Genomic DNA, 21,518 nt, shown 5'->3' on the forward strand with positions numbered 1-21,518 from the left:
AGGAGCACAGGTTCTTTGTTAGTTCGGCGCGAGCCCGCGGAAAGCGTCCGCCTGAAGTGGAGGATCCAACACAGCTTCCATTAGTTTTATTCATCTAATTGAAAAATTATTCTTTTGTCTACAAGCTCAGCCTTCAGCATATATATTGTATGCCGAAGGCTGAGCTTTTTTCTCCCAAACATATTCAGCTACGCTTACTTAAAAAATCCCGCCAATCCCTTTGTCTCCGATTACGGATTTAGCCGATTCCATCAGTTCGTTCTTTTCATTTTCGTCGATTTGGCCATCTTCGTAAGCTTGTTTCGCTTCCATCATGACATCTTTCGCTTGCCCCAAGTCTGCGCTGCTCAGCTTTTCTTTCAATGCATCGAATTTTTGGCTCATATGCAAACTACCTCCTTGGATTTTCTCTTCGTTCCTCCTATACCCTTATAACAAGCAGCAAAACTGCCCGATTTTATTCAGGCCGATAGAACCGGGGCTGCCGTCTGCCTATCCAGCAATGAAAGAAATCAAAAAAATAACCCTTGGTATGACTTAAGTCATGCCAAGGGTTACTGAAGTAATTATTAACCGATAGAGCCTTCCATTTCGAACTTGATCAAGCGGTTCATTTCCACCGCATATTCCATTGGAAGTTCTTTTGTGAATGGCTCGATGAAGCCCATAACGATCATTTCTGTTGCTTCCTGCTCAGAAACGCCGCGGCTCATCAAGTAGAACAATTGCTCTTCAGACACTTTTGAAACTTTCGCTTCATGCTCTAAAGATACGTTATCGTTCAAGATTTCATTGTATGGAATTGTATCAGAAGTTGACTGATTGTCCATGATCAATGTATCACATTCGATGTTTGAACGGGCGCCATCAGCTTTGCGGCCGAAGTGGACGATCCCGCGGTATGAAACTTTACCGCCTTGTTTCGAAATGGATTTCGAAACGATTGAAGATGAAGTGTTTGGAGCCAAGTGAATCATTTTCGCTCCGGCGTCCTGGTGCTGCCCTTTACCGGCGATTGCAATTGACAAGGTCATGCCGCGTGCGCCTTCGCCTTTCAAGTAAACAGCCGGGTATTTCATCGTCAATTTCGAACCAATGTTGCCATCAATCCATTCCATTGTACCGTTCGCATCCACGAATGCACGTTTCGTTACAAGGTTGTAGACGTTGTTTGCCCAGTTTTGGATCGTTGTATAGCGGCAGTAAGCATCTTTTTTCACAATGATCTCAACTACTGCTGAGTGCAATGAATTGGTTGTGTAAACTGGTGCGGTACAGCCTTCTACGTAATGAACGCTTGCGCCTTCATCAACGATGATCAAAGTACGTTCGAATTGGCCCATGTTTTCCGAGTTGATGCGGAAATAAGCTTGCAGCGGAGATTCCACTTTAATGCCTTTTGGAACATAGATGAACGATCCGCCTGACCATACGGCCGTATTCAATGCTGCAAATTTATTGTCGGCAGCTGGAATAACCGATTGCCAATATTCCTTGAAAAGGTCTTCGTTTTCACGAAGTGCGGCACCGGTATCTTTAAAGACGATGCCCATGTCTTCCAATTCGACTTTCATGTTGTGGTAAACAACTTCGGATTCATACTGCGCTGAAACGCCTGCAAGGTATTTCTGCTCCGCTTCAGGAATGCCGAGTTTGTCGAATGTAGCTTTGATTTCTTCCGGTACTTCGTCCCAAGAAGTCTGGCTTTGCTCAGATGGTTTTACGTAATACGTAATTTCATCGAAGTTCAATGACCCCAAGTCGCCGCCCCATTGTGGCATTGGCATTGAGTAGAACAATTTAAGAGCTTTCAAGCGGGATTTAAGCATCCATTCAGGCTCTTCCTTGATTTTCGAGATTTCTCTAACGATATCTTCCGTCAGACCGCGCTTGGATCTGAAAATCGAGACATCTTTGTCATGAAACCCATATTTGTAATCGCCGATTTCTGGCATTTTTTTAGCCATCGCCGTTCCTCCGTTCTAAGTTACGATTTTTCTTCGCTTTGTACACCTTTTTCCATGGCTTTCCAAGCAAGCGTCGCACACTTGATGCGAGCCGGGAATTGTGAAACCCCTTGAAGGGCTTCAATGTCTCCCAAGTCAATCGAATCGTCATAATCTTTGCCGAGCATCATGTCAGAAAAAATGTGCGATAGCTCTAAAGCGGTGTCTACGTCTTTCCCTTTGACTGCCTGCGTCATCATGGAAGCAGAAGCCATTGAAATCGAGCAGCCTTCGCCATCGAATTTCGCATCTTTGACGATGCCGTCCTCGACTTGCAAGGTCAGCTGGATGCGGTCTCCGCAAGTCGGGTTGTTCATCTCTATATTAACACTATTTGAATCAAGCGTACCTTTATTCCGCGGAGTCTTGTAATGGTCCATAATCACGCGCCGGTATAATTGATCTAAATTATTAGAAGACATCGTTGAAATACTCCTTTGCTGAACGCAGTCCTTCCACCAGGCGGTCGATATCCGACTCGTCATTATACAAGTAGAAGCTTGCGCGGGCTGTGGCTGAGACTTCCAGCCATTTCATCAGCGGCTGCGCACAATGGTGGCCTGCGCGCACTGCAATGCCGCTCATATCCAGGACGGTAGCAACATCATGCGGGTGGACATCATTCAAGTTGAATGTCACAATGCCTGCCCGTTTCGCGGGATCTTTCGGACCGTAAATCTGCAGCCCTTCGATTCCGTTCATCTTGTCCATGGCATATGCAGCCATCTGGTGTTCATGTTTCTCGATTTCACCCAGGCCGACTTCGTTAAGGAAATCGATTGCTGCACCCAATCCGACAGCTCCTGCAATAATCGGCGTACCGCCTTCAAATTTCCAAGGCAGTTCTTTCCATGTCGAATCATAAAGTCCGACAAAATCGATCATTTCGCCGCCGAACTCAACCGGTTCCATCTCATTCAACAAGGCTTTTTTTCCATACAAGACGCCGATTCCTGTCGGTCCGACCATCTTATGCCCTGAGAATGCGAAGAAATCGCAGTCCAGCTGCTGCACATCTATTTTCAGGTGCGGCGCCGCTTGTGCGCCGTCTACGACCATGACAGCTCCGACACCATGCGCGATTTCAGCCACTTCTTTGACCGGATTCATCGTGCCTAGCACGTTGGAAACGTAAACCATCGAGACGATTTTCGTGCGGTCCGTAATGGCTGAACGGACCTGTTCCAATGAAATGGTGCCGTCTTCTTCAAGTTCGATATATTTCAGGACAGCACCGCGTTCTTTCGCCAACTGCTGCCATGGAATGATGTTTGAATGGTGTTCCATATAGGTGATGACAATCTCATCACCTTCTTCGACATTAGCACGCCCGTAGCTTTGGGCCACCAGGTTAAGGGCGGTTGTCGTGCCGCGGAGAAAGACAATTTCCTCTGTCGAAGAAGCATTGATGAACTTCTGTACTTTTTCACGTGCACCTTCATATTTCTCAGTCGCACGGTTGCCAAGTGTATGAACGCCGCGATGCACATTTGAATTATCGAATTCATAATAATGCTTCAGCGCTTCGATCACTTGCACCGGCTTCTGTGAAGTAGCCGCGCTGTCCAGATAGACAAGCGGATGGCCATTGATTTCCTGGTTCAAGATCGGAAAATAGCTTTTAATCTCTTTTGATATCATTAGCGGACTTTCCTTTCGATAACCTCCGTCAATTGCTTTTTAACGCCTTCGATTGGCAGCACATTTACAACTGGTGCCAGGAAGCCGTGAATTACAAGACGTTCAGCTTCTTGTTTTGAAATGCCTCGGCTCATTAAATAGAACAATTGAAGCGGATCGACACGGCCGACCGATGCGGCGTGCCCTGCTGTTACATCATCTTCATCAATCAGAAGAATCGGATTGGCGTCTCCGCGGGCTTGCGGGCTGAGCATCAATACGCGTGATTCCTGCTCGGCATTCGCCTTGGTAGCGCCGTGCTCGATTTTTCCGATGCCGTTGAAGATTGATGATGCCGAATCTTTCATGACGCCGTGCTTCAGGATTTGGCCATCTGAGTTTTTGCCCCAGTGGATAACTTTTGTTGTGAAGTTCTGTTTTTGGGATCCGCGTCCGACCACCACTGTTTTTGTGTCGCCGACGGAATTGTCGCCGATCAAATACGTCGTGTTTTCAGAAATCGTATCGCTGTCGTTCATCATGCCCAATGCCCACTCGATGCGCGAGTCGCGCTTCGCAACGCCGCGGCGGTTGACATAAGTTGTGAAGCCTTCCGCCAATACATCGACTGCACCATAAGTGACTTGTGCGTTGTCTTCCGCAATGACTTCGGAAACGATGTTTGCCAATCCGTTGGCATGCGGCACTGTCGAAATATACGTTTCGACATATGTCACTTGGCTGCTCGTATCCGCAACCACCAGCGCATGGTTGAACAATGACGCGTCTTCGTTGTCATGGATGAAGATGACCTGGACAGGCTCTTCAACAACGACATTTTTCGGAACGTAAAGGAAAACCCCGCCGTTTAATAAAGCAGCATGCAATGCTGTCAATTTATGCTCTTCGGCTTTTACCGCATCTTTCATGAAATACTTCCCTACGATGTCCGCATGGTCGCGGATGGCAGTGAAGATATCCGTCAAGATGACGCCTTTCGCTTTCAAGTCCTCGGAAAGCGATGAGTATGCCGGTGTATTATTGTGCTGGATATACAGGTTTTTCTGTTCAAGATCCACCAGTGATTTCACTTCTTCAGGAAGCTCTCCTAATGAAGAATACGTGGAGCTTTCTGTTGAATGGACCGGAAACTCTGTAAAATTCCAGGCCGTGATTTTCGTTTTATCCGGTTTCGGCAGCGGCAATGCTTCCGCAGCTGCCAGCGCTTGGACGCGCAGGTTCGTAAACTCTTCCGGTTCTGATTTCGAAGCCGAGAAGGAGCGCACGTCCTGCTCGGTCACTTTAAGATTTGTTTCAACCGTCACGTTAGTCTCCCCTTCCAATTAAGCTTCTTGTCCTACTGTCTCGTCTTCGATGCCAAGCTCAACTTTGATCCAGTCATAGCCTTCCGCTTCCAATTTATGCGCAAGCTCTTTGCCGCCGGATTTCACGACGCGGCCTTGCATCATGACATGGACTTGGTCCGGTGTGATGTAGTTCAAGAGACGCTGGTAGTGAGTGATGATCAAGCAGCCGAAATCTTCGCCTTTCATCTGGTTGACGCCTTCTGAAACAACTTTCAATGCATCGATATCCAAACCGGAGTCGATTTCATCCAAAATGGCGAAGGTCGGTTTGATCATCATCATTTGAAGGATTTCATTGCGTTTCTTTTCCCCGCCTGAGAAACCTTCATTCAAATAGCGCTGAGCCATTTCCTGGTCCATATCAAGGACTTCCATCTTTTTATCCAATTCGCGGATAAATTTCATCAATGAAATCTCTTCGCCTTCTTCGCGGCGCGCGTTGATCGCAGAGCGCATGAAATCGGCATTGGTAACGCCGGAAATTTCGCTTGGGTATTGCATGCCCAGGAACAGGCCTGCACGGGCGCGTTCGTCAACTTCCATTTCAAGAACGTCTTCCCCGTCAAGCGTGACCGATCCTGATGTGATTTCGTATTTCGGATGACCCATGATAGCAGAAGCCAAAGTGGACTTCCCTGTACCGTTAGGCCCCATGATGGCATGGATTTCACCTGTATTAATTGTTAAGTTTACACCTTTTAAAATCTCTTTATCTTCGATTTTAACGTGTAAATCTTTAATGACCAAAGTTGACATTTAAATACCTCCAGTAAGTTAATATAGAATGGAAATCCATCCTTAATTAGTATCATTCTAATCTTACCTGAAATTAGGCATAGTAGCAAATCTTTAAATCGGATGTTCAGGATTGATAAAACCATTTTATTTACCTGTATTTCCACTGAAATCTCTTCTCAATCAGGAGGTGCGCTCTCCTTTACGTTTTTTCAATAACCTTAGGCTAAATGAGAAATCCGGCCAAAGAAAAAACCAGCACCTTAAGGCACTGGCTGGTTTTCTGCAATTTCTATTTATGAATGTCCGTGTACTTGGCGTTCGAGTCGGGCGGCTACTTGCTGCCCCTGCCGGTAATCTGCTTCCCTGCGCTGTTCCACTTGTACAATCTTGTCTGTGTCATTTGTATACTCGTCAATTCCGAATCCGTGTACATCCCTGAAGGCTTGCTCCATTTTCTCGGTACGTTCTAAGCCATGTGAATCGATAGTTGGTCATCCCTCTCTTGGTTTGTAATTTTCTATTATGTTATACCCTTTGACTCCAGATTAAAACCAAAGCTTTTATATTTTACAGAAAATAGCTCAATTGTCATGCGAATTTCCAATAAATTCAAAAACCCGGCGGAGGACCGCCGGGCTTCTGGGTTTCTTATTGGCTTACTTCGTTCTGGATGCTTGAAGGATTCAGTTCCTGCGCTTCCAACAAACCGTTGAACTTATCGTCCGCTTCCTGGAATTTCGCAGTTGCCGCTTCAAAAGAAGCTTCCTTTGTCAGTTCATCCGCTTTCATATCGTACGATTCTTTGATCAGCGCCAACGCTTCTTCAATCTCGCCTTTTTGATCTTCAAGTGTTTCAGGGATTTCAATGCCTTCTACTGCAGCAGCTGTTTTTTCTGCAGCTGTTTTAGCTGCATCTTTCATCTTCTGCAAGTCTTCGCCTTCCGGAAGGGATGCATCTGCCTGCGCCGCTTCAAAAGCGTTCAAGTCTGCGTCGTTTGCATTGATTGTATTCGGTACTGACATATAGAAGCGCATCATTTCCTGCTTCATATCAGCAGATGATCCTGCTGCTTCTTCGGTGCCAGCTGTTTCTTCTTTTGTTGTGTCTGTAGCGGTTTCTTCACTGCATGCTCCAAGAAGCAAAGCTGCTGAAAATCCGATGACCAATAATTTCTTCATGTAAAAGCCCCCTTGTGTGTATGTTCCGAAAATTATATTAACACAGCTTTAAGAGAGCGTATATACATGGCCGAATAGTCGCAATTAGAAAAACATTCCTAATACTTCCATTTCTATTCCAGCGATGAGGAGTTTTTTCCGCTCCAGAAAGACGTTTCACCCCTCTAAAACCGCCGTCCTATAGTTTCGCTGCCTGCTTCCCATTAGTAAACCGGTCGACGATCATTGCTAAAGCACCGTCTCCCGTCACATTCGTCGCTGTTCCGAAGCTGTCTTGCGCCAAGTACAAGGCAATCATCAAAGCGACCATAGTAGAGTCGAATCCGAGCATGGTTTCCAACAAACCAATTGCGGCCATAACCGCTCCGCCAGGTACACCAGGTGCTGCGATCATCGTGACGCCCAGCATCAGGATGAAGGGAAGGACACTTCCGAAAGAAGCGACATCGCCTGTCAATAGCATGACGCCGACCGCACAAGAGACGATTGTGATCGTGCTGCCCGATAGATGGATCGTTGCAAACAATGGAACCGCGAAGTCAATGACCCGTTCGTTAGCACCTGTTTTGCGGGCTTGCCGGACGGTGACTGGAATTGTCGCTGCTGAAGATTGAGTACCAAGGGCCGTGAAATATGCCGGCAGCATCGTTTTCAGCAATGAAAACGGATTGCGGCCATTGAGTGTGCCGGCTGTCGTATATTGCAGCAGCAGCATGACCCAATGCAAAATGATAATCATGACGAATACGACAGCAAAGAGTGAAAGAATCTCTGCAACCGCCCCGCCATAGGCCATGTTTCCGAAAATCCCGAAAATATGGAATGGCAGAAGAGGGATGATGACGTACGTGATTGTCTTCTCGATGATTGCCTGAAATTCATCAAAAAACGAAAACATCGTCTTGCTTCCGGTGGAAGCCATGCCGATTCCGAGCAGGAATGCCAGTATCAACGCAGACATGACGCCGAACACCGGCGGCATATCAAGCGCGATAAACGAAGTTGCGAGTGCATGTTCCGGATCATCGATTGCGCTCAACGAACCGCCTTGCATGAAATTCGGCAAAATCGTCGTTGCTGCGAAAAATGCCATCGTACCAGCGATAATAGTCGACGCATACGCGAAAAACGTTGCCAATCCAAGCAGTTTTCCCGATCCTTTGCCTAATTTGGCAATTCCCGGTGCGATAAATCCGAGAATGATCAATGGCACAATGAAATTAAGAAAGTTGCCAAAAATCGTTGTGAATGTAGCAAAACTCCGGGCCAGCCATTCCGGCGCAAACGAACCGATCAACACCCCTAAAGCGATAGCCACAATAATTCTCGGCAATAAACCAAAATTAAACTTCACTTCCATGTCCTCCCTATATGAACAAATGTATTTTATTTATTATCCAAAAGTATCACAAAGGTAAAAAAAAGTTAATAGAATCTCCAATACGCGAAATATTTTTATTATTTCAACAAAGTTAAAACTTCCCTTTCCTCTTCCCACTCCTTCAGCAAAATACAAAAGGCCCCCGAATCTGATTCAGGGGCCTTTTGTTCATTTTATTAGTCGACCGGCACTACTGAGCCGCCCCACTCTTCAAGGATGAAATCTTGGATTTCGTCAGATTTCAGCACTTCCACCAAGGCTTTGACGTTTTCGTTGTCTTCATCGCCTTTGCGGACAGCAATGATGTTGACATATGGTGAATCCGAGCTTTCAAGAGCAATGGAATCTTCAAGCGGGTTCAATCCGGCATCAATCGCGTAGTTGGAGTTGATCAACACGGCATCGCCTTCGCCTTGCTCATACATTTGCACAAGAATCGCCGCTTCGTAATCTGTTTCAAATTGCAGGTTCTTCGGATTATCTGTAATGTCGCTTACTTCGGCTGTTGTTTTTTCCACCGACTCATCCAAAGTGATCAAGCCTTGCGCTTCAAGCATGGACAAGATTCGTCCATGGTCTGCAACAGAGCTGCTCATCAGGATCGTTGCGCCTTCAGGAAGTTCTTCAAGCGACTTATATTTTTGGGAATAAACTCCGATCGGTTCAATATGGATGCCGCCGGCATTTTCAAACTCATAGCCATTCTCGGCAATTTGTGATTCTAAATAAGGGACATGCTGGAAGTAGTTGGCATCAATTTCGCCTGATTCAAGATCTTGGTTAGGGAAGATATAATCCTGGTATGTTTCAATTTCCAGTTCAATACCCTGTTCTTCCAGGATGGGCTGGGCCTGCTCCAGAATCTCCGCATGCGGTACGTTGGACGCTCCCACTTTCAATGTGCTTGACTCTTCCCCGCCGGATCCGCCGCTGCCGGATTCTTCTGCACCGCAGCCTGCCAATGCCAATGCTGCCAATAATGTTCCTGTTACAAGTTTCTTCATGTGTGTACGCTCCCTTTTCTATGGTGTTTTTTATTATGGAATTTTAGATTAACGTTTATCTGATTTCACCGTCAAACGGTCCCCGACAAACTGGATGGCAAAAACGATGACCAAAATCAGGATGGTCGCTACCAGAACAACGTCCTGGCGGCTGCGCTGGAAGCCATCAAGGAAAGCCAGCGTGCCAAGACCGCCTGCTCCGATGATGCCGGCCATCGCGGTATAGCCGACCAAGGCAATGGCCGTAACCGTAATTCCGGAAATCAACGCCGGCTTCGACTCCGGCAGCAGCACCTTGCGGATGATCGTCCATGTGCTTGCACCCATCGAACGCGCCGCTTCAATAACGCCTTTGTCGATCTCTTTCAATGCAATCAGCACCATGCGTGCATAGAACGGTGCTGCCCCGATGATCAGCGCCGGCAATGCCGCATTCGGCCCCCGGATGGTTCCGATCATGAATTTCGTAAGCGGAATCAGCAAAATGATCAAGATGATGAACGGAATCGACCGGAAAATATTGACGAATGCGCCAGTCAGCCAATTCACGATGCTGTTTGCCCATAATTGCTTAGGTGCGGTTAAAAATAGGACGATGCCCAGCACAAGGCCGATGGCGAATGTAAAGAGCGTCGACATAGCCGTCATATACAATGTTTCAAGCGTGGCTTCCCACATATCCTGCCAGTCGACGTTCGGGAATAATGACTCAATCATTTGCCATCACCTCCGTCTGGACGCCTTCCGCATTCAAGAATGCCATTGCCTCAGCAACTTCCGGCTGAGAGCCTTTTATCTGCAAAATCAATGTTCCGTATGCTCCTCGTTGTGTATGGGCGATATTCCCTTGCACAATATTGATATCGACCGGATGCTTCCGGATCAACTTGGTCAAAATCGGCTGCTCTGTCTGGTCCCCGACGAAGACCAGTTTTACCAGCACGCCTTCCGGATACAACTCGCGGAGATGCTTGATCGTCTCCTGTGAATCTTCCGTATCTGTCACTTGCGCCACAAATCGCTTGGTGATGTTTTCCCTCGGCGCCTGGAAGACGCGGAGCACATCGCCCATCTCTACGACCCGGCCGCCTTCCATGACGGCGACGCGATGGCAGATTTTCCGGATGACGTGCATTTCGTGCGTAATCAGCACAATCGTAAGTCCAAGGCGCTTGTTGATGTCCACCAGCAAGTCCAGAATCGAGTCCGTCGTCTGTGGATCGAGTGCAGACGTTGCTTCATCGCATAGCAGCACTTCCGGTTCATTGGCAAGTGCGCGCGCAATGCCGACGCGCTGCTTCTGGCCGCCTGACAGCTGGGACGGGTATGCATTCTCACGTCCACCCAAGCCTACCAGTTCCACCAGTTCTTGGACGCGCGCTGCGCGTTTCTCTTTCGGGACACCGGCGATTTCGAGCGGGAACTCGATGTTCTCTTTGACGGTGCGCGACCAAAGCAAATTGAAATGCTGGAAAATCATGCTGACTTTCTGGCGCGCCTTCCGCAGCTCACCGCTGCTGATATTCGTGATGTCCTGCCCGTTGATGACGACAGAACCTTTTGTCGGCTTTTCAAGCCCGTTCAGCAAACGGATCAATGTACTTTTTCCGGCGCCGCTATAGCCGATGATACCGAAGATCTCGCCGCCGCCGATTGACAAGTCCACGCCGTCCACTGCGGTCAGTGAACCTTTACCGGTATCGAACACTTTCGATAATTGTTTTAATTCGATCATTCCTAAACACTCCCGCCTCAAAATAAAAACCCTTCTGCGCAAATTTGAGCAGAAGGGTAACTTTAAAAGTTAAACCGATCTCTCATCTTCCAAAGCTTTCGCCTTGTGTGATTTGGCACCATTTCATTTTCATGACGGTTGCCGGGCTTCATAGGGCACTTCCCTCCACCACTCTTAATAAGAGTTGACGATATTTAATTGATTTCAGAAATTCAATTTACCACGCTTCACTTTATCCGTCAATAGATTTTAACTTTTCGTATAAATAAGGCACCGATTGGAATGCATAGATCTTTTCTTCCAGCTCTCCGTTCTTTGTGATGAGCAGGCAAGGCACGCTTTCCACTTTATAGAGTCCGGCAATTTCCTGCACATAGTTCAAGTCCGCTTTGCCCATCGGCATGTCCGGCAGGAGCTCTTCAACCACATCGAGCATTTTGGAAGCGACTTTGCATGTGCCGCACATCGGCGTATACAAATAAAACGCGGCGACCGTGTTCGTGTTTTTTTCTTTCAGCCATTCTTTATGAGTCCATTCTTCCATTTCGTTTCATCCCTCAGCTAATAACTTATTGACTTGAACGTTTGCTGAAATCAGAACATCGATCAAGTTGCGGATCGGCGTGGCCGCCACTTCCTTGAAGCTCGGGCTGATGTAAAAGTGCCGGGCTTCGGGAAATTCGCGCTTCACCAATTTCCGCAATTTCTCTCCTGATTTGTCCGCATCGACCAGGATGATGATGTCCAGGCCTTCATATGGCAGCAGCAGTTCTTCAAGCCTCGATGCACTTACTGTACCATTTGTGCAAAGAATCGTCACGGGTTCTGCAATGAGCGGCGCGATCCGCGTCTTATCGCTGATCCCTTCCACCACGATTACTTTTTCCATAAGCCAACACCTCACTAGATCGGTATGAAAGAAAATCTGTATAAAAAAAGCGCCAAAAGGAGGCGCTTTGAGATTACTCGTTGATCATTTCTTTATATTGCTCAGCTGTCATCAACTCGCCTACTTCAGCTTCGCTAGGAGATTCGATTACCACCATCCACGCATTTTCGTAAGGAGATTCGTTGACAAATTCAGGGCTGTCTTCCAGCTCAGAGTTCACTTCAACCACTTTGCCGCTAATCGGCGCGTAAAGTTCCGATACGGTTTTTACAGATTCAACGCTTCCGAAAGGCTGGTCTTTTTTCAGTTCGTCCCCAACTTGCGGCAATTCAACGAAAACGATATCGCCCAATTCGGCCTGTGCAAAATCAGTGATGCCAATGCGTGCTGTACCGCCTTCTACTTTTACCCATTCATGCTCTTTTGAATAACGAAGTTCTTGTGGTGTGCTCATCGAAAACCCTCCAAATTATGTAGTTTGCTCCCCTTTAGTTTGACATAAACATATGGGAAACACAAGAAATGTATGGCTCTACTTCCAGGTATTTTCATAGACGTCTTCCTTGAAACCAAGCGTCGTTTTCTCCCCGTCCCATGCAAGCGGCCGCTTGATGAGCATCCCGTCGCCAGCCAGCAATTCCAGCTGTTCGTCCTCGCCCATTTCCGGCAGTTTTTCCTTCAGCCCAAGCTCACGGTACTTCATGCCGCTCGTATTGAAGAACTTCTTCAGTTCAATGCCGCTGGCTTTGTAGATCTTGCGGAGCTCTTCCTTGGACGGCGGCGCTTCAGCAATATTGATCTCGCGGTACTCGGCACCGTGTTCATCAAGCCATTTCTTTCCGTTGCGGCACGTTGTGCATTTCGGATAAGCATAATATGTAATCACAATAAAACCTCCTTTTCTTCAAGCTTACCAAAATCCAGCTAGCCGGTCGAACGAAGAAAAATGTTCATTTATTTTAGGTGCCTGTGTTTATTGTGATGGAGTTTTCTAATTCTATAAAAGATTAACGTTTTTATTCTCTATGAGCGGTTTTAAGGCTCTATGAGCACATTCCGTACTTCTATGAGCACATAACTGGAAAATGCCTGTTCATGCCTTACTACTCTCCATCTGCCATAGAAATTGAACAAAGAAAAAACGCAGCCTGAGCTGCGTTTTAAAAAATTCTTACACGACGTATTTTTCAACTTCGATCAATTTAACTGCCGCTTCGCGTTTTTTCGCGATGACGTTATAAGGAGTCGAGCGCGTCAATTTGCGTAATGCTGACAGCATCATGCGCTGGTTGTCGCCTTCGATAGCTGCAAGCAAAGTTTCTTTTGCGTCTTTTTCGATTTTGTCGAATGCTTCCTGGCAATAGATCTGCGTGTACAGCAATTTCTGTTTCGCTTTTTCTTCGCCAGAAGCCGCGATCGCTTTTTCTGTACGCAAGACTGCTGATTCCATTGCAAAGACGTTGCTGACGATGTCCGCGATGTTCACAAGCACTTCCTGCTCCTGCTCAAGTTTTGCTCCGTAGGTCTGTGCCGCAAGGCCAGCCGCTAAAAGCGCGATCTTCTTCGCGTTCCGCACCAAGTATTTCTCCTGTGCCAATGCTTCTGTGCCGATTTCTTCCGGCATCATCATCAAAAGCTCTTCCTGGAGTTTTTGTGCATGCTCGAACAATGGGAGTTCGCCTTTCATCGCTTTGCGGATCAAAGTGCCTGGTACAAGCAGGCGGTTGATTTCATTCGTTCCTTCAAAGATCCGGTTGATGCGTGAATCGCGGTAAGCTTTCTCAATTTCATATTCAGCCATAAAGCCGTAGCCGCCGTGTAATTGAACGCCTTCATCGACGATATAATCAAGCGTCTCTGTTCCGAAGAATTTGTTCATGGAACACTCCACTGCAAATTCAGCGATGGAATCAGCAACTAGTTTGCCGTCTGCGTGCTGCTCGTCTGTAAAGCCGCTCATGCGGTCTTCGAACAAGCCGACTGTGCGGTAGACGGAGCTTTCAAGGGCATACAATTGAGAAGCCATTGTCGCCAATTTTTCGCGCGTCAAGTTGAAAGATGAAATCGGCGTCTTGAACTGCTGGCGCTGGTTTGTGTAAGGGATGGTCAATTCCAATGCATATTTTGCGCCGCCGATTGTGCCGACGCCCAATTTGTAGCGGCCGATGTTCAGGATGTTGAACGCGATCACATGTCCGCGCCCTGCTTCTCCCAACAAGTTCTCAACAGGCACTTGCGCATCCTGCAGGATCAACGTACGTGTTGAAGAAGATTTGATACCCATTTTTTTCTCTTCAGGTCCGACTGAAACACCGTCGTAAGCGCGCTCTACAATGAAAGCAGAGAATTTTTCGCCGTCAATTTTTGCGTACACAACGAAGACATCCGCAAATCCTGCGTTCGTGATCCATTGTTTTTCGCCGTTCAAGACGTAATGCGTGCCTGCTTCATTCAAGCGGGCAGTCGTTTTCGCACCAAGTGCATCGGATCCTGAGCTAGGCTCAGTCAACGCGTATGCAGCAATCAGATCACCTGTTGCCAAGCGCGGAAGGTATTTCTGTTTCTGGTCTTCGTTTCCGAAAAGCACGATCGGCAATGAACCGATTCCGACGTGTGCGCCGTGCGTAATACCGAAGCCGCCTGCTTTGGACATCTTTTCAGCGATCAAAGCAGAAGCGATTTTATCTAGCCCGAGGCCGCCGTATTGTTCAGGCACATCTGCACCCAGCAAGCCCAGGTCTCCAGCCGATTTCAACAAACGGACAGAATGTTCGAATTCGTGGTTTTCCAAGTTCTCGACGACCGGCATGACTTCTGTGTTCACGTAGTCTTCCGTCGTTTTCGCAATCATCTTATGCTCTTCCGTGAAATCTTCCGGTGTGAAAACCCGGGAAAGGTCCGCTTCTTCAATTAGGAAACTGCCGCCTTTGATCAATGTTTTTTCTTCTGCCATTGTGAATTCCTCCTAGTTATCGTTCATTTTCTTTGATAGGTTCTAGATATTCCGCAAAACAGCTGCGTAAAACCGCTTGCTCCTTCGCGCTATGCACTTCGCTGTTCCTGCAGGCAAGTATCGGCCAAACAGCATTTGGCCGGTACTTTGCGACGAAGCACGGAGTGCTGCAGGAGCAGTACGGTTTTCTGCGCTGTTTTGCTCCATATCTTCTATAAATAATGGATATGCCTAAACTCGCTTTTACAAAGTGAGTTTCCAGCGCCGGCGCGTCCACGGGCTAGGCGGAGCTAGGAGACGAGTGTTCTTCTCGGCTCCTAGCGGAAGCCAAAGAGGCGCCCAAAGCATTTGGGTGACTCTTTTGCGACGAGCTTGCGCAGGAGCAATAGTCTTTGCTCTGCCCAAAGCGGCCGAAGCGGTGTATATAGTATGAAATTTATAGCGGGAATTCTTATCAAGTAATTTGATTTACAGCATTTCAAAGACGCCGGCTGCGCCCATTCCGCCGCCGATGCACATGGTCACGACGCCGAACTGCTTGCCTTGGCGCTTCAACTCACTCATCATGCGGATGGTCAGGATCGAACCTGTTGCACCGAGCGGATGGCCAAGTGCAATGGCGCCGCCATTGAAGTTCACTTTATCGATATCGATGCCCAAGTTGCGGACGACTGCGAGCGACTGGGAAGCGAAAGCTTCGTTCAATTCCCAAACATCAATGTCTTCAATCGAAAGGCCTGCGATTTTCAATGCTTTCGGAATGGCTACGATCGGTCCGATTCCCATGACTTCCGGCGGCACGCCGCCTGTTGCGAACGAACGGAATTTTGCGATCGGCTTCAAGCCGAGTGCTTCCGCTTTCTCCCGGTCCATGACCAACAGTGCCCCTGCGCCGTCCGATGTCTGCGAGGAATTCCCCGCCGTTACTGAACCGCGTGCAGAAAATGCAGCGCGCAATTTATTCAATGTCTGGATGCTCGTGCCGTGGCGTACGCCTTCATCCATCTCGAACATGAATGTTTTTTCCTGGTACTTGTTGTTTTCGTCGACAAAGCGCTTGGTCACTTCGACCGGAACGACTTCTTCGTCGAATTTGCCGGCTGCGATCGCAGCTGCTGCCCGTTCGTGCGAGCGGACAGCGAATGCATCCTGGTCTTCACGGCTGACGCCATATTGTGTGGCCACTTGTTCAGCGGTATGTCCCATGCTCATATAGTACTGGGGAGCTGTTTCTGCCAGTTTCGCGTTCGGGCGGATGACGTTGCCCATCATCGGCACCATGCTCATCGATTCGACGCCTCCGGCAATGACCGCTTCGGCTGAACCGACCATGATCTTTTCCGCTGCATAGGCAATCGATTGAAGGCCGGAGGAACAGAACCGATTGACTGTAACCGCCGGTGTTGTATCAGGCAATCCTGCAAGGGCCCCGATATTGCGGGCGATGTTCATGCCCTGCTCCGCTTCCGGCATAGCGCATCCCATAATCAAATCATCTATCGGGCCATCATATCCTGCCCGGTTTAACGCTTCCCGTACAACCAGTGCCCCGAAATCATCCGGGCGCACAGTTGCTAGAGAACCTTTTTTCGCTTTTCCGACCGGTGTACGGGCGCCGGCCACAATTACTGCTTCGCGCATGTTGTTTCCTCCTTTAATATCTCGCCCTTAGTTGCGGAGCGGTTTTCCTTTGACCAGCATGTGCTGCATCCGCTGTTGGGTTTTCGGTTTCGCGACCAGGCTCAAGAAAGCCTCACGCTCTAGATCAAGCAGGTACTGTTCATCCACCAAAGTGCCGTACGGAAGCTTTCCGCCGGATAGGACGAATGCAAGCTTTTTCGCAATCTTCAAATCGTATTCCGAAATATAGCCTGAAATCAGCATGCCTTCTGCGCCAAGAAGCAGCGTGGCATATCCCGGTTCCCCTGTAACCGGCACTTTATCGCGTACCGGAGCCTGATAGCCGTTTTCGAAAAGATTCAAAGCGGCTTGCTTCGCGTCATAGATCAAGTGGTCGCTATTGACGCTGATGCCGTCTGTAAAGTTCAGGAAGTTGTTTTCGCGCGCTTCTTCTGCCGAAGTTGAAACTTTCGCCATGGCGATCATTTCGAAAACATTGCTTGCGACGTTCTGGTAATCGAACGTGACGCCATGCGGCAGGCCTTTCAAGTGTTTGATGTACAATTCCTTGTTTCCGCCGCCGCCCGGGATCAGCCCAACGCCGGCTTCAACCAAGCCCATATAGGTCTCCATCGATGCCTGGATATGAGCTGCATGCAGCGCCACTTCCGCGCCTCCGCCGAGTGTCATGCCGAATGGCGCCACAACGACCGGCTTGGAGCTGTATTTGATTTTCATCAATGCATTCTGGAACGTCTTGATAGTGAAATCGAGTTCAAAGATATTGTCGTCCTGCGCTTCCATCAAGATCATCCCGAGGTTCGCGCCGACACAGAAGTTCTTGCCCTGGTTGCCGATGACAAGCCCTTTGTAGTTTTTCTCCACTTCGTCTACCGCGTAATTGATCATCTGCATGATATCCAAGCCGATGGCATTTGAGTGTGAATGGAATTCGAGCAGCAGGATGCCGTCGCCGAGATCGATCAAGCTGGCACCGGAATTCGACTTCAGGACGCCATGTTTTTTCTTATAGCGCTTCAGGTCGATCACTTTTTCATTGACCGGCACCGGTGTGTAGTCCGCGCCATTGAAGAAATAGAGGTCGCCGTTTTCTTCTTTATAGAAGCTTTCGTTGCCGCTGTCGAGCAGGCTTTGAACGAATGCCGGAATTTCGTGTCCTTCTTGTTTCATTTTTTCAACCGATTCGCGGACGCCGATTGCATCCCACGTCTCGAATGGCCCTTGTTCCCAGCCAAAGCCCCACTTCATGGCGTTGTCGATTGCCACGATGTCATCGGCGATTTCGCCGTGCAATTGCGCCGAATAAAGCAAGGTCGGCTTGAAGAGGTTCCACAGCAATTCGCCTGTGCGGTCATTCGCATAAACCAGAGTCTTCATTTTCGCGGAAAGCCCTTTTTGCTGTTTTGCCATTTCCTGTGAAGGCGTTTTCAATTTCCCGGCTGTGCGGTATTCCATTGTTTCCGGGTCGAGTTCGAGAATCTCTTTGTCTTTTTTCAGGAAGAAGCCTTGTCCGGATTTAGCACCGATCCAGCCTTTCTCGACCATCTTCGTCATGAAGGCTGGCGCTTCAAATACTTTCTGCTCTTCGCCTGACGTCTGGTCATAGACATTTTTCGCAACGTGCATGAACGTATCAAGCCCTACCACATCCAATGTACGGAATGTCGCGGATTTCGGACGGCCGATCAATGGGCCTGTTACGGAATCCACTTCACCGATCGAATAGCCGCGGCTTTGCATTTCACGAAGCGCTACCAGCAGCCCGTATGTGCCGATCCGGTTCGCGATGAAGTTCGGCGTATCTTTGGCAATGACGACGCCTTTTCCTAGCCGGTCTTCGCCGAAGCGGGTCATGAACTCAAGCACTTCCGGGGAAGTCGTGTTCGCCGGAATCACTTCAAGCAGCTTCAAGTAGCGCGGCGGGTTGAAGAAATGGGTGCCGAGGAAATGCTTCCCGAAATCCTCTGAGCGGCCTTCCGCCATGGCGTTGATGCTGATGCCCGAAGTATTTGATGTAATGATGGTTCCTGGCTTTCTGACCCCATCCAATTTTTCATAAAGCGATTTTTTCACTTCCAGGTTCTCGACAATGACTTCGATGATCCAGTCCACGTCTTTCAAGCGGTCCAGATCGTCCTCCAAGTTGCCCGTTGTAATCAGCTGCAAATTTTTTTTCGCCGCAAGCGGAGCCGGCTTCTGTTTCAGCAATTTCTGCACCGCAGTGGATGCGATCCGGTTGCGTACTCCTTTATTGTCCAAAGTCAGTCCTTTGGCTTCTTCTTCTTTTGTCAGTTCGCGCGGAACGATGTCCAGAAGCACGACTGGAATTCCGATATTTGCAAGGTGTGCTGCTATGCCCGATCCCATGACGCCCGAACCGATGACAGCCGCTTTTTTGATTTGGTATGCCACTCGAAAACCCTCCTAGTGTTTTTGAATGAATCCTCATTCATTTTTTAGTTAAAAAAAATAGAACGTTCTCTATGCTCTTTAGTGTAAATTATTTTCGTTGTTTTCGCAATATTTAATCCTTAAATTTTTAGCAGTTCAGAACCAGCTCCGAATCTTCCGTTGCCGATCCTTGTTAAAACTTCTTCTGTTTTCGCTAAAATAAAACTTCAGCAGCGATAAGCAAAAATTCTTTTCGAAAAGCGAAACACAAGGTACACTGTTGTAGAAGCGATTAGGAGGAGATTTTATGAAACCGATCAACACAACCGAACAATTCAATGAAGTGATTGCAGGAACACAGCCTGTCATCGTGAAATTCCAGGCTGGCTGGTGCCCTGACTGCACAAGGATGGATATGTTCATCGATCCGATCATCGAGGAATACAACCAATACCAATGGTTTGATGTAAACCGCGATGAATTGCCGGAGCTGGCTGAAAAATACGAAGTCATGGGCATTCCTAGCCTGTTGATTTTCAAAAATGGCGAGAAGACGGCTCATTTGCACAGCGCAAATGCGAAATCGCCGGAATCGGTCACAGGCTTTCTTGCAAGCCAGGAAAAATAAGCAGACCCCCCAAAAAAGAATTAGATTTCGGTCTAATTCTTTTTTTGCGTTATAATAGAATCACTAACTAAAATCAGAGGTGTCCCATGGATCAAACACAGCAAATTGAAGAATTGAAACAATTGGTTTCCCATTATGAAAAAGTCATAAAGAATATGTCAGCCCCCATCATCCCATCCATCGTTCCGAATACCATCCTCGTTCCGATCGCAGGCTTCGTGTTTCCGGAACGCTTTGAAACGATCCGCACGAAAGTGCTGGAGCATGCTGAAAAAAACCGTGAAACGGAACGCGTGATTTTCGATTTCACCGGCGTCCGGATAGAAGATGTGGAAACCTTCGATTACAATGTGCTCGCTACTGAGCTGACGCAATTGAACAACGCTTTGAAACTGATGGGCCTCCGGCCGATCTATGTCGGCTTCAACCCCCGCTTTGTCCGGGAAATCGTCCACGCCGGCATCCAAGTGGAGCTGGAAGTATTCATTACGTTCCGTGCGGCACTGCAGACTTTGCTGGATAAAAGCGCAAGCGGCCTGACAAAATAATAATTCTTTTCGATCTGGAGGTGGAACGATGAAAGTCCTGATCCCTTTTGCCGGCATGTCGCAATACGATAAGAAAATTGACGAAAAATTACGCGGGTCGGCATGCGGGCCTACGACTGCCGCTACCATTCTCCGCCACCACGAAAAAAAGGACTGGGATGTCAACGATGTGTATCAAGCACTCGGCACCACCCGCGTCGGGCTTTTCACCTGGCGCCTAAAACGGAATTTCCGGAAGCTCGCGGACAAGCGGTACAAAATCGAAAAAGCGGCTTCCTTGGAGGAAGTCAAAAGCGAGCTGGCCGCCGGTCGGCCGCTTGCCGTGAAATTCGACCGCTATTTTTCATTCCGCTGGTTCTCGAAACCGGTCTTCAATTACCATTGGGTGCCGCTTGTCGGCTTTGAAGAAAAGCCGGACGACCTGATCCTCTACGTCCACGACAACGGAAAAAGAAACCGCCCCAGTAAATTGCAGGCAGTTTCCTATGGAGCGAATAAAAAATTTCTGACGTTCGTCAAAATCGTCCCTACTCAAACGGATTGACAGGCGCCACACTTTTTTCCAATTGGCGGGCCAGCAGTTTCAATTCCTGGCCGTCAAAATTCTGTACCATATCGTTCGTGTAGTTCGGCACTGTAATTTCATCTAAAGAAACCTCGAGCGGAATGTCGCATTTGATGACAGCCAATTCCTTGGATAGGAGAAGCATTTCTTTATGCTCTTCTATCTTTTTCTTTTGCGCCGGCTTCAGTTCGTCGATCGCTCCAAGCACACCATCGACCGATCCGTGCGCCTGGATCAACTGGAGGGCGGTTTTCGGGCCGATCCCTTTGACGCCCGGATAGCCGTCGCTTGCATCGCCCATGAACGCTTTGACGTCTGCAAACTGGGCCGGCTCGATGCCATACTCTTCCTTGAAGCGTTCCTCTGTATAAACATCGTACACATGAAACCCTTTTTTCATGAATGCGATTTTAACAGAAGGATTCAGCAATTGCAGCATGTCCTTGTCGCCTGTGATGATAGTGAACTCTGCTTTGTCTTTCCATTGCTTTGTGAACGAGCCGATAAAATCGTCCGCTTCAATCCCTTTTTCCCCGTAGTTCATCCAGCCGAGCTCTTCCGATACTTTCTTCGCCAGATCGAATTGGTGGAGCATATCATCCGGCGGCGCCGGGCGGTTCGATTTATAGCCTTCGAACATATCCGTCCGGAACGTATGGGCTCCCATGTCCCAGCAGACCGCCATATGGGTCGGTTTCATCATCTCTTTCGCCGCCAGCACGTGGCGAGCGAAGCCTTGCACCGCATTGGTGGCTAGCCCTTCAGACGTGCGGAAGTACTGGCCGACCGCTGATGTCGCAAAAAAAGAACGGAACAAAAGCGCCATGCCGTCCACCAGCAGTACATGTGGTTTTTCGTTCATAAAAAGTCCCC

23 protein-coding genes and 1 riboswitch are annotated in these 21,518 nt (G+C 48.2%); of the genes, 3 read left to right on the top strand and 20 right to left on the bottom strand.

What is annotated here, in order from left to right; genetic code table 11:
- Positions 1–198 precede the first annotated feature (198 nt).
- The 19 genes from ACTL32_RS15275 to ACTL32_RS15365 all read right to left on the bottom strand — a co-directional run bounded on the left by ACTL32_RS15275 (position 199) and on the right by ACTL32_RS15365 (position 18,925).
- A complete protein-coding gene (locus ACTL32_RS15275; RefSeq protein WP_441342294.1) occupies positions 199–384 on the bottom strand; it encodes a hypothetical protein in 186 nt (61 codons plus the stop codon).
- 185 nt (positions 385–569) lie between these two features.
- The gene (gene sufB / locus ACTL32_RS15280) at positions 570–1,967 is read right to left on the bottom strand and encodes a Fe-S cluster assembly protein SufB (RefSeq protein WP_204893080.1); all 1,398 of its coding nucleotides are present in this window, start codon (positions 1,965–1,967) and stop codon (positions 570–572) included.
- 20 nt (positions 1,968–1,987) lie between these two features.
- Positions 1,988–2,428, bottom strand: coding sequence for a Fe-S cluster assembly sulfur transfer protein SufU (sufU, locus tag ACTL32_RS15285; RefSeq protein ID WP_204893079.1), 441 nt, complete (start codon positions 2,426–2,428; stop codon positions 1,988–1,990).
- A complete protein-coding gene (locus ACTL32_RS15290) occupies positions 2,418–3,647 on the bottom strand; it encodes a cysteine desulfurase (protein ID WP_441342295.1) in 1,230 nt (409 codons plus the stop codon). Before ACTL32_RS15290 ends, sufU begins: the two co-directional genes overlap by 11 nt.
- Positions 3,647–4,951: a Fe-S cluster assembly protein SufD gene (sufD, locus tag ACTL32_RS15295; RefSeq protein ID WP_441342296.1), complete on the bottom strand. Its 1,305-nt coding sequence runs from the start codon at positions 4,949–4,951 to the stop codon at positions 3,647–3,649. Before sufD ends, ACTL32_RS15290 begins: the two co-directional genes overlap by 1 nt.
- An 18-nt stretch (positions 4,952–4,969) precedes the next feature.
- Positions 4,970–5,749 carry a Fe-S cluster assembly ATPase SufC gene (gene sufC, locus ACTL32_RS15300; RefSeq protein ID WP_441342297.1) on the bottom strand — a complete coding sequence of 260 codons (780 nt, stop codon included), beginning with the start codon at positions 5,747–5,749 and terminating at the stop codon, positions 4,970–4,972.
- Positions 5,750–6,024: 275 nt separating this feature from the next.
- Positions 6,025–6,183 (bottom strand): hypothetical protein, encoded by a 159-nt coding sequence (locus ACTL32_RS15305; protein ID WP_204893075.1) that lies wholly within the window; start codon positions 6,181–6,183, stop codon positions 6,025–6,027.
- Positions 6,184–6,379: 196 nt separating this feature from the next.
- Positions 6,380–6,910, bottom strand: coding sequence for a hypothetical protein (locus ACTL32_RS15310; RefSeq protein ID WP_441342298.1), 531 nt, complete (start codon positions 6,908–6,910; stop codon positions 6,380–6,382).
- Positions 6,911–7,088: 178 nt separating this feature from the next.
- The gene (locus ACTL32_RS15315; protein WP_441342299.1) at positions 7,089–8,264 is read right to left on the bottom strand and encodes a dicarboxylate/amino acid:cation symporter; all 1,176 of its coding nucleotides are present in this window, start codon (positions 8,262–8,264) and stop codon (positions 7,089–7,091) included.
- 203 nt (positions 8,265–8,467) lie between these two features.
- A complete protein-coding gene (locus ACTL32_RS15320; RefSeq protein ID WP_441342300.1) occupies positions 8,468–9,295 on the bottom strand; it encodes a MetQ/NlpA family ABC transporter substrate-binding protein in 828 nt (275 codons plus the stop codon).
- Between the two features lie 48 nt (positions 9,296–9,343).
- Positions 9,344–10,012, bottom strand: coding sequence for a methionine ABC transporter permease (locus ACTL32_RS15325; RefSeq protein ID WP_441342301.1), 669 nt, complete (start codon positions 10,010–10,012; stop codon positions 9,344–9,346).
- Positions 10,005–11,030, bottom strand: coding sequence for a methionine ABC transporter ATP-binding protein (locus tag ACTL32_RS15330; RefSeq protein WP_441342302.1), 1,026 nt, complete (start codon positions 11,028–11,030; stop codon positions 10,005–10,007). Before ACTL32_RS15330 ends, ACTL32_RS15325 begins: the two co-directional genes overlap by 8 nt.
- Positions 11,031–11,109: 79 nt before the next feature.
- A riboswitch (SAM riboswitch) is annotated at positions 11,110–11,214 on the bottom strand.
- 48 nt (positions 11,215–11,262) lie between these two features.
- The gene (locus ACTL32_RS15335) at positions 11,263–11,574 is read right to left on the bottom strand and encodes a thioredoxin family protein (RefSeq protein WP_441342303.1); all 312 of its coding nucleotides are present in this window, start codon (positions 11,572–11,574) and stop codon (positions 11,263–11,265) included.
- Between the two features lie 6 nt (positions 11,575–11,580).
- Entirely contained in the window at positions 11,581–11,919 is a 339-nt protein-coding gene (locus ACTL32_RS15340; protein ID WP_441342304.1) for a toprim domain-containing protein, read from the bottom strand.
- Positions 11,920–11,992: 73 nt separating this feature from the next.
- Positions 11,993–12,373, bottom strand: a complete 381-nt coding sequence (gene gcvH / locus ACTL32_RS15345; protein ID WP_441342305.1) for a glycine cleavage system protein GcvH — start codon at positions 12,371–12,373, stop codon at positions 11,993–11,995.
- A gap of 78 nt (positions 12,374–12,451) precedes the next feature.
- Positions 12,452–12,805 carry an arsenate reductase family protein gene (locus tag ACTL32_RS15350; RefSeq protein WP_441342306.1) on the bottom strand — a complete coding sequence of 118 codons (354 nt, stop codon included), beginning with the start codon at positions 12,803–12,805 and terminating at the stop codon, positions 12,452–12,454.
- 285 nt (positions 12,806–13,090) lie between these two features.
- A complete protein-coding gene (locus tag ACTL32_RS15355) occupies positions 13,091–14,872 on the bottom strand; it encodes an acyl-CoA dehydrogenase family protein (protein ID WP_441342307.1) in 1,782 nt (593 codons plus the stop codon).
- A 468-nt stretch (positions 14,873–15,340) separates the two neighbouring features.
- Positions 15,341–16,513, bottom strand: a complete 1,173-nt coding sequence (locus tag ACTL32_RS15360; RefSeq protein ID WP_204893065.1) for an acetyl-CoA C-acetyltransferase — start codon at positions 16,511–16,513, stop codon at positions 15,341–15,343.
- A 27-nt stretch (positions 16,514–16,540) separates the two neighbouring features.
- Complete coding sequence (locus ACTL32_RS15365; RefSeq protein WP_441342308.1) at positions 16,541–18,925, bottom strand: 3-hydroxyacyl-CoA dehydrogenase NAD-binding domain-containing protein; 2,385 nt, start codon at positions 18,923–18,925, stop codon at positions 16,541–16,543.
- Positions 18,926–19,211: 286 nt separating this feature from the next.
- Here ACTL32_RS15365 and ACTL32_RS15370 point away from each other — a divergent pair, with 286 nt between their 5' ends.
- From ACTL32_RS15370 to ACTL32_RS15380, 3 genes are all read left to right on the top strand, one after another.
- A complete protein-coding gene (locus ACTL32_RS15370) occupies positions 19,212–19,532 on the top strand; it encodes a thioredoxin family protein (RefSeq protein WP_441342309.1) in 321 nt (106 codons plus the stop codon).
- Positions 19,533–19,618: 86 nt separating this feature from the next.
- Positions 19,619–20,080, top strand: a complete 462-nt coding sequence (locus tag ACTL32_RS15375; RefSeq protein WP_441342310.1) for an STAS domain-containing protein — start codon at positions 19,619–19,621, stop codon at positions 20,078–20,080.
- A 28-nt stretch (positions 20,081–20,108) separates the two neighbouring features.
- Positions 20,109–20,624, top strand: a complete 516-nt coding sequence (locus tag ACTL32_RS15380; RefSeq protein ID WP_441342311.1) for a C39 family peptidase — start codon at positions 20,109–20,111, stop codon at positions 20,622–20,624.
- Here ACTL32_RS15380 and ACTL32_RS15385 read toward each other — a convergent pair.
- Positions 20,608–21,507: a 5'-3' exonuclease gene (locus ACTL32_RS15385; protein WP_441342312.1), complete on the bottom strand. Its 900-nt coding sequence runs from the start codon at positions 21,505–21,507 to the stop codon at positions 20,608–20,610. The genes ACTL32_RS15380 and ACTL32_RS15385 overlap by 17 nt on opposite strands.
- Between the last annotated feature and the right edge of the window lie 11 nt (positions 21,508–21,518).

Origin of the sequence: Planococcus sp. FY231025, assembly GCF_052078085.1 — a bacterium.
GTDB lineage: Bacteria > Bacillota > Bacilli > Bacillales_A > Planococcaceae > Planococcus.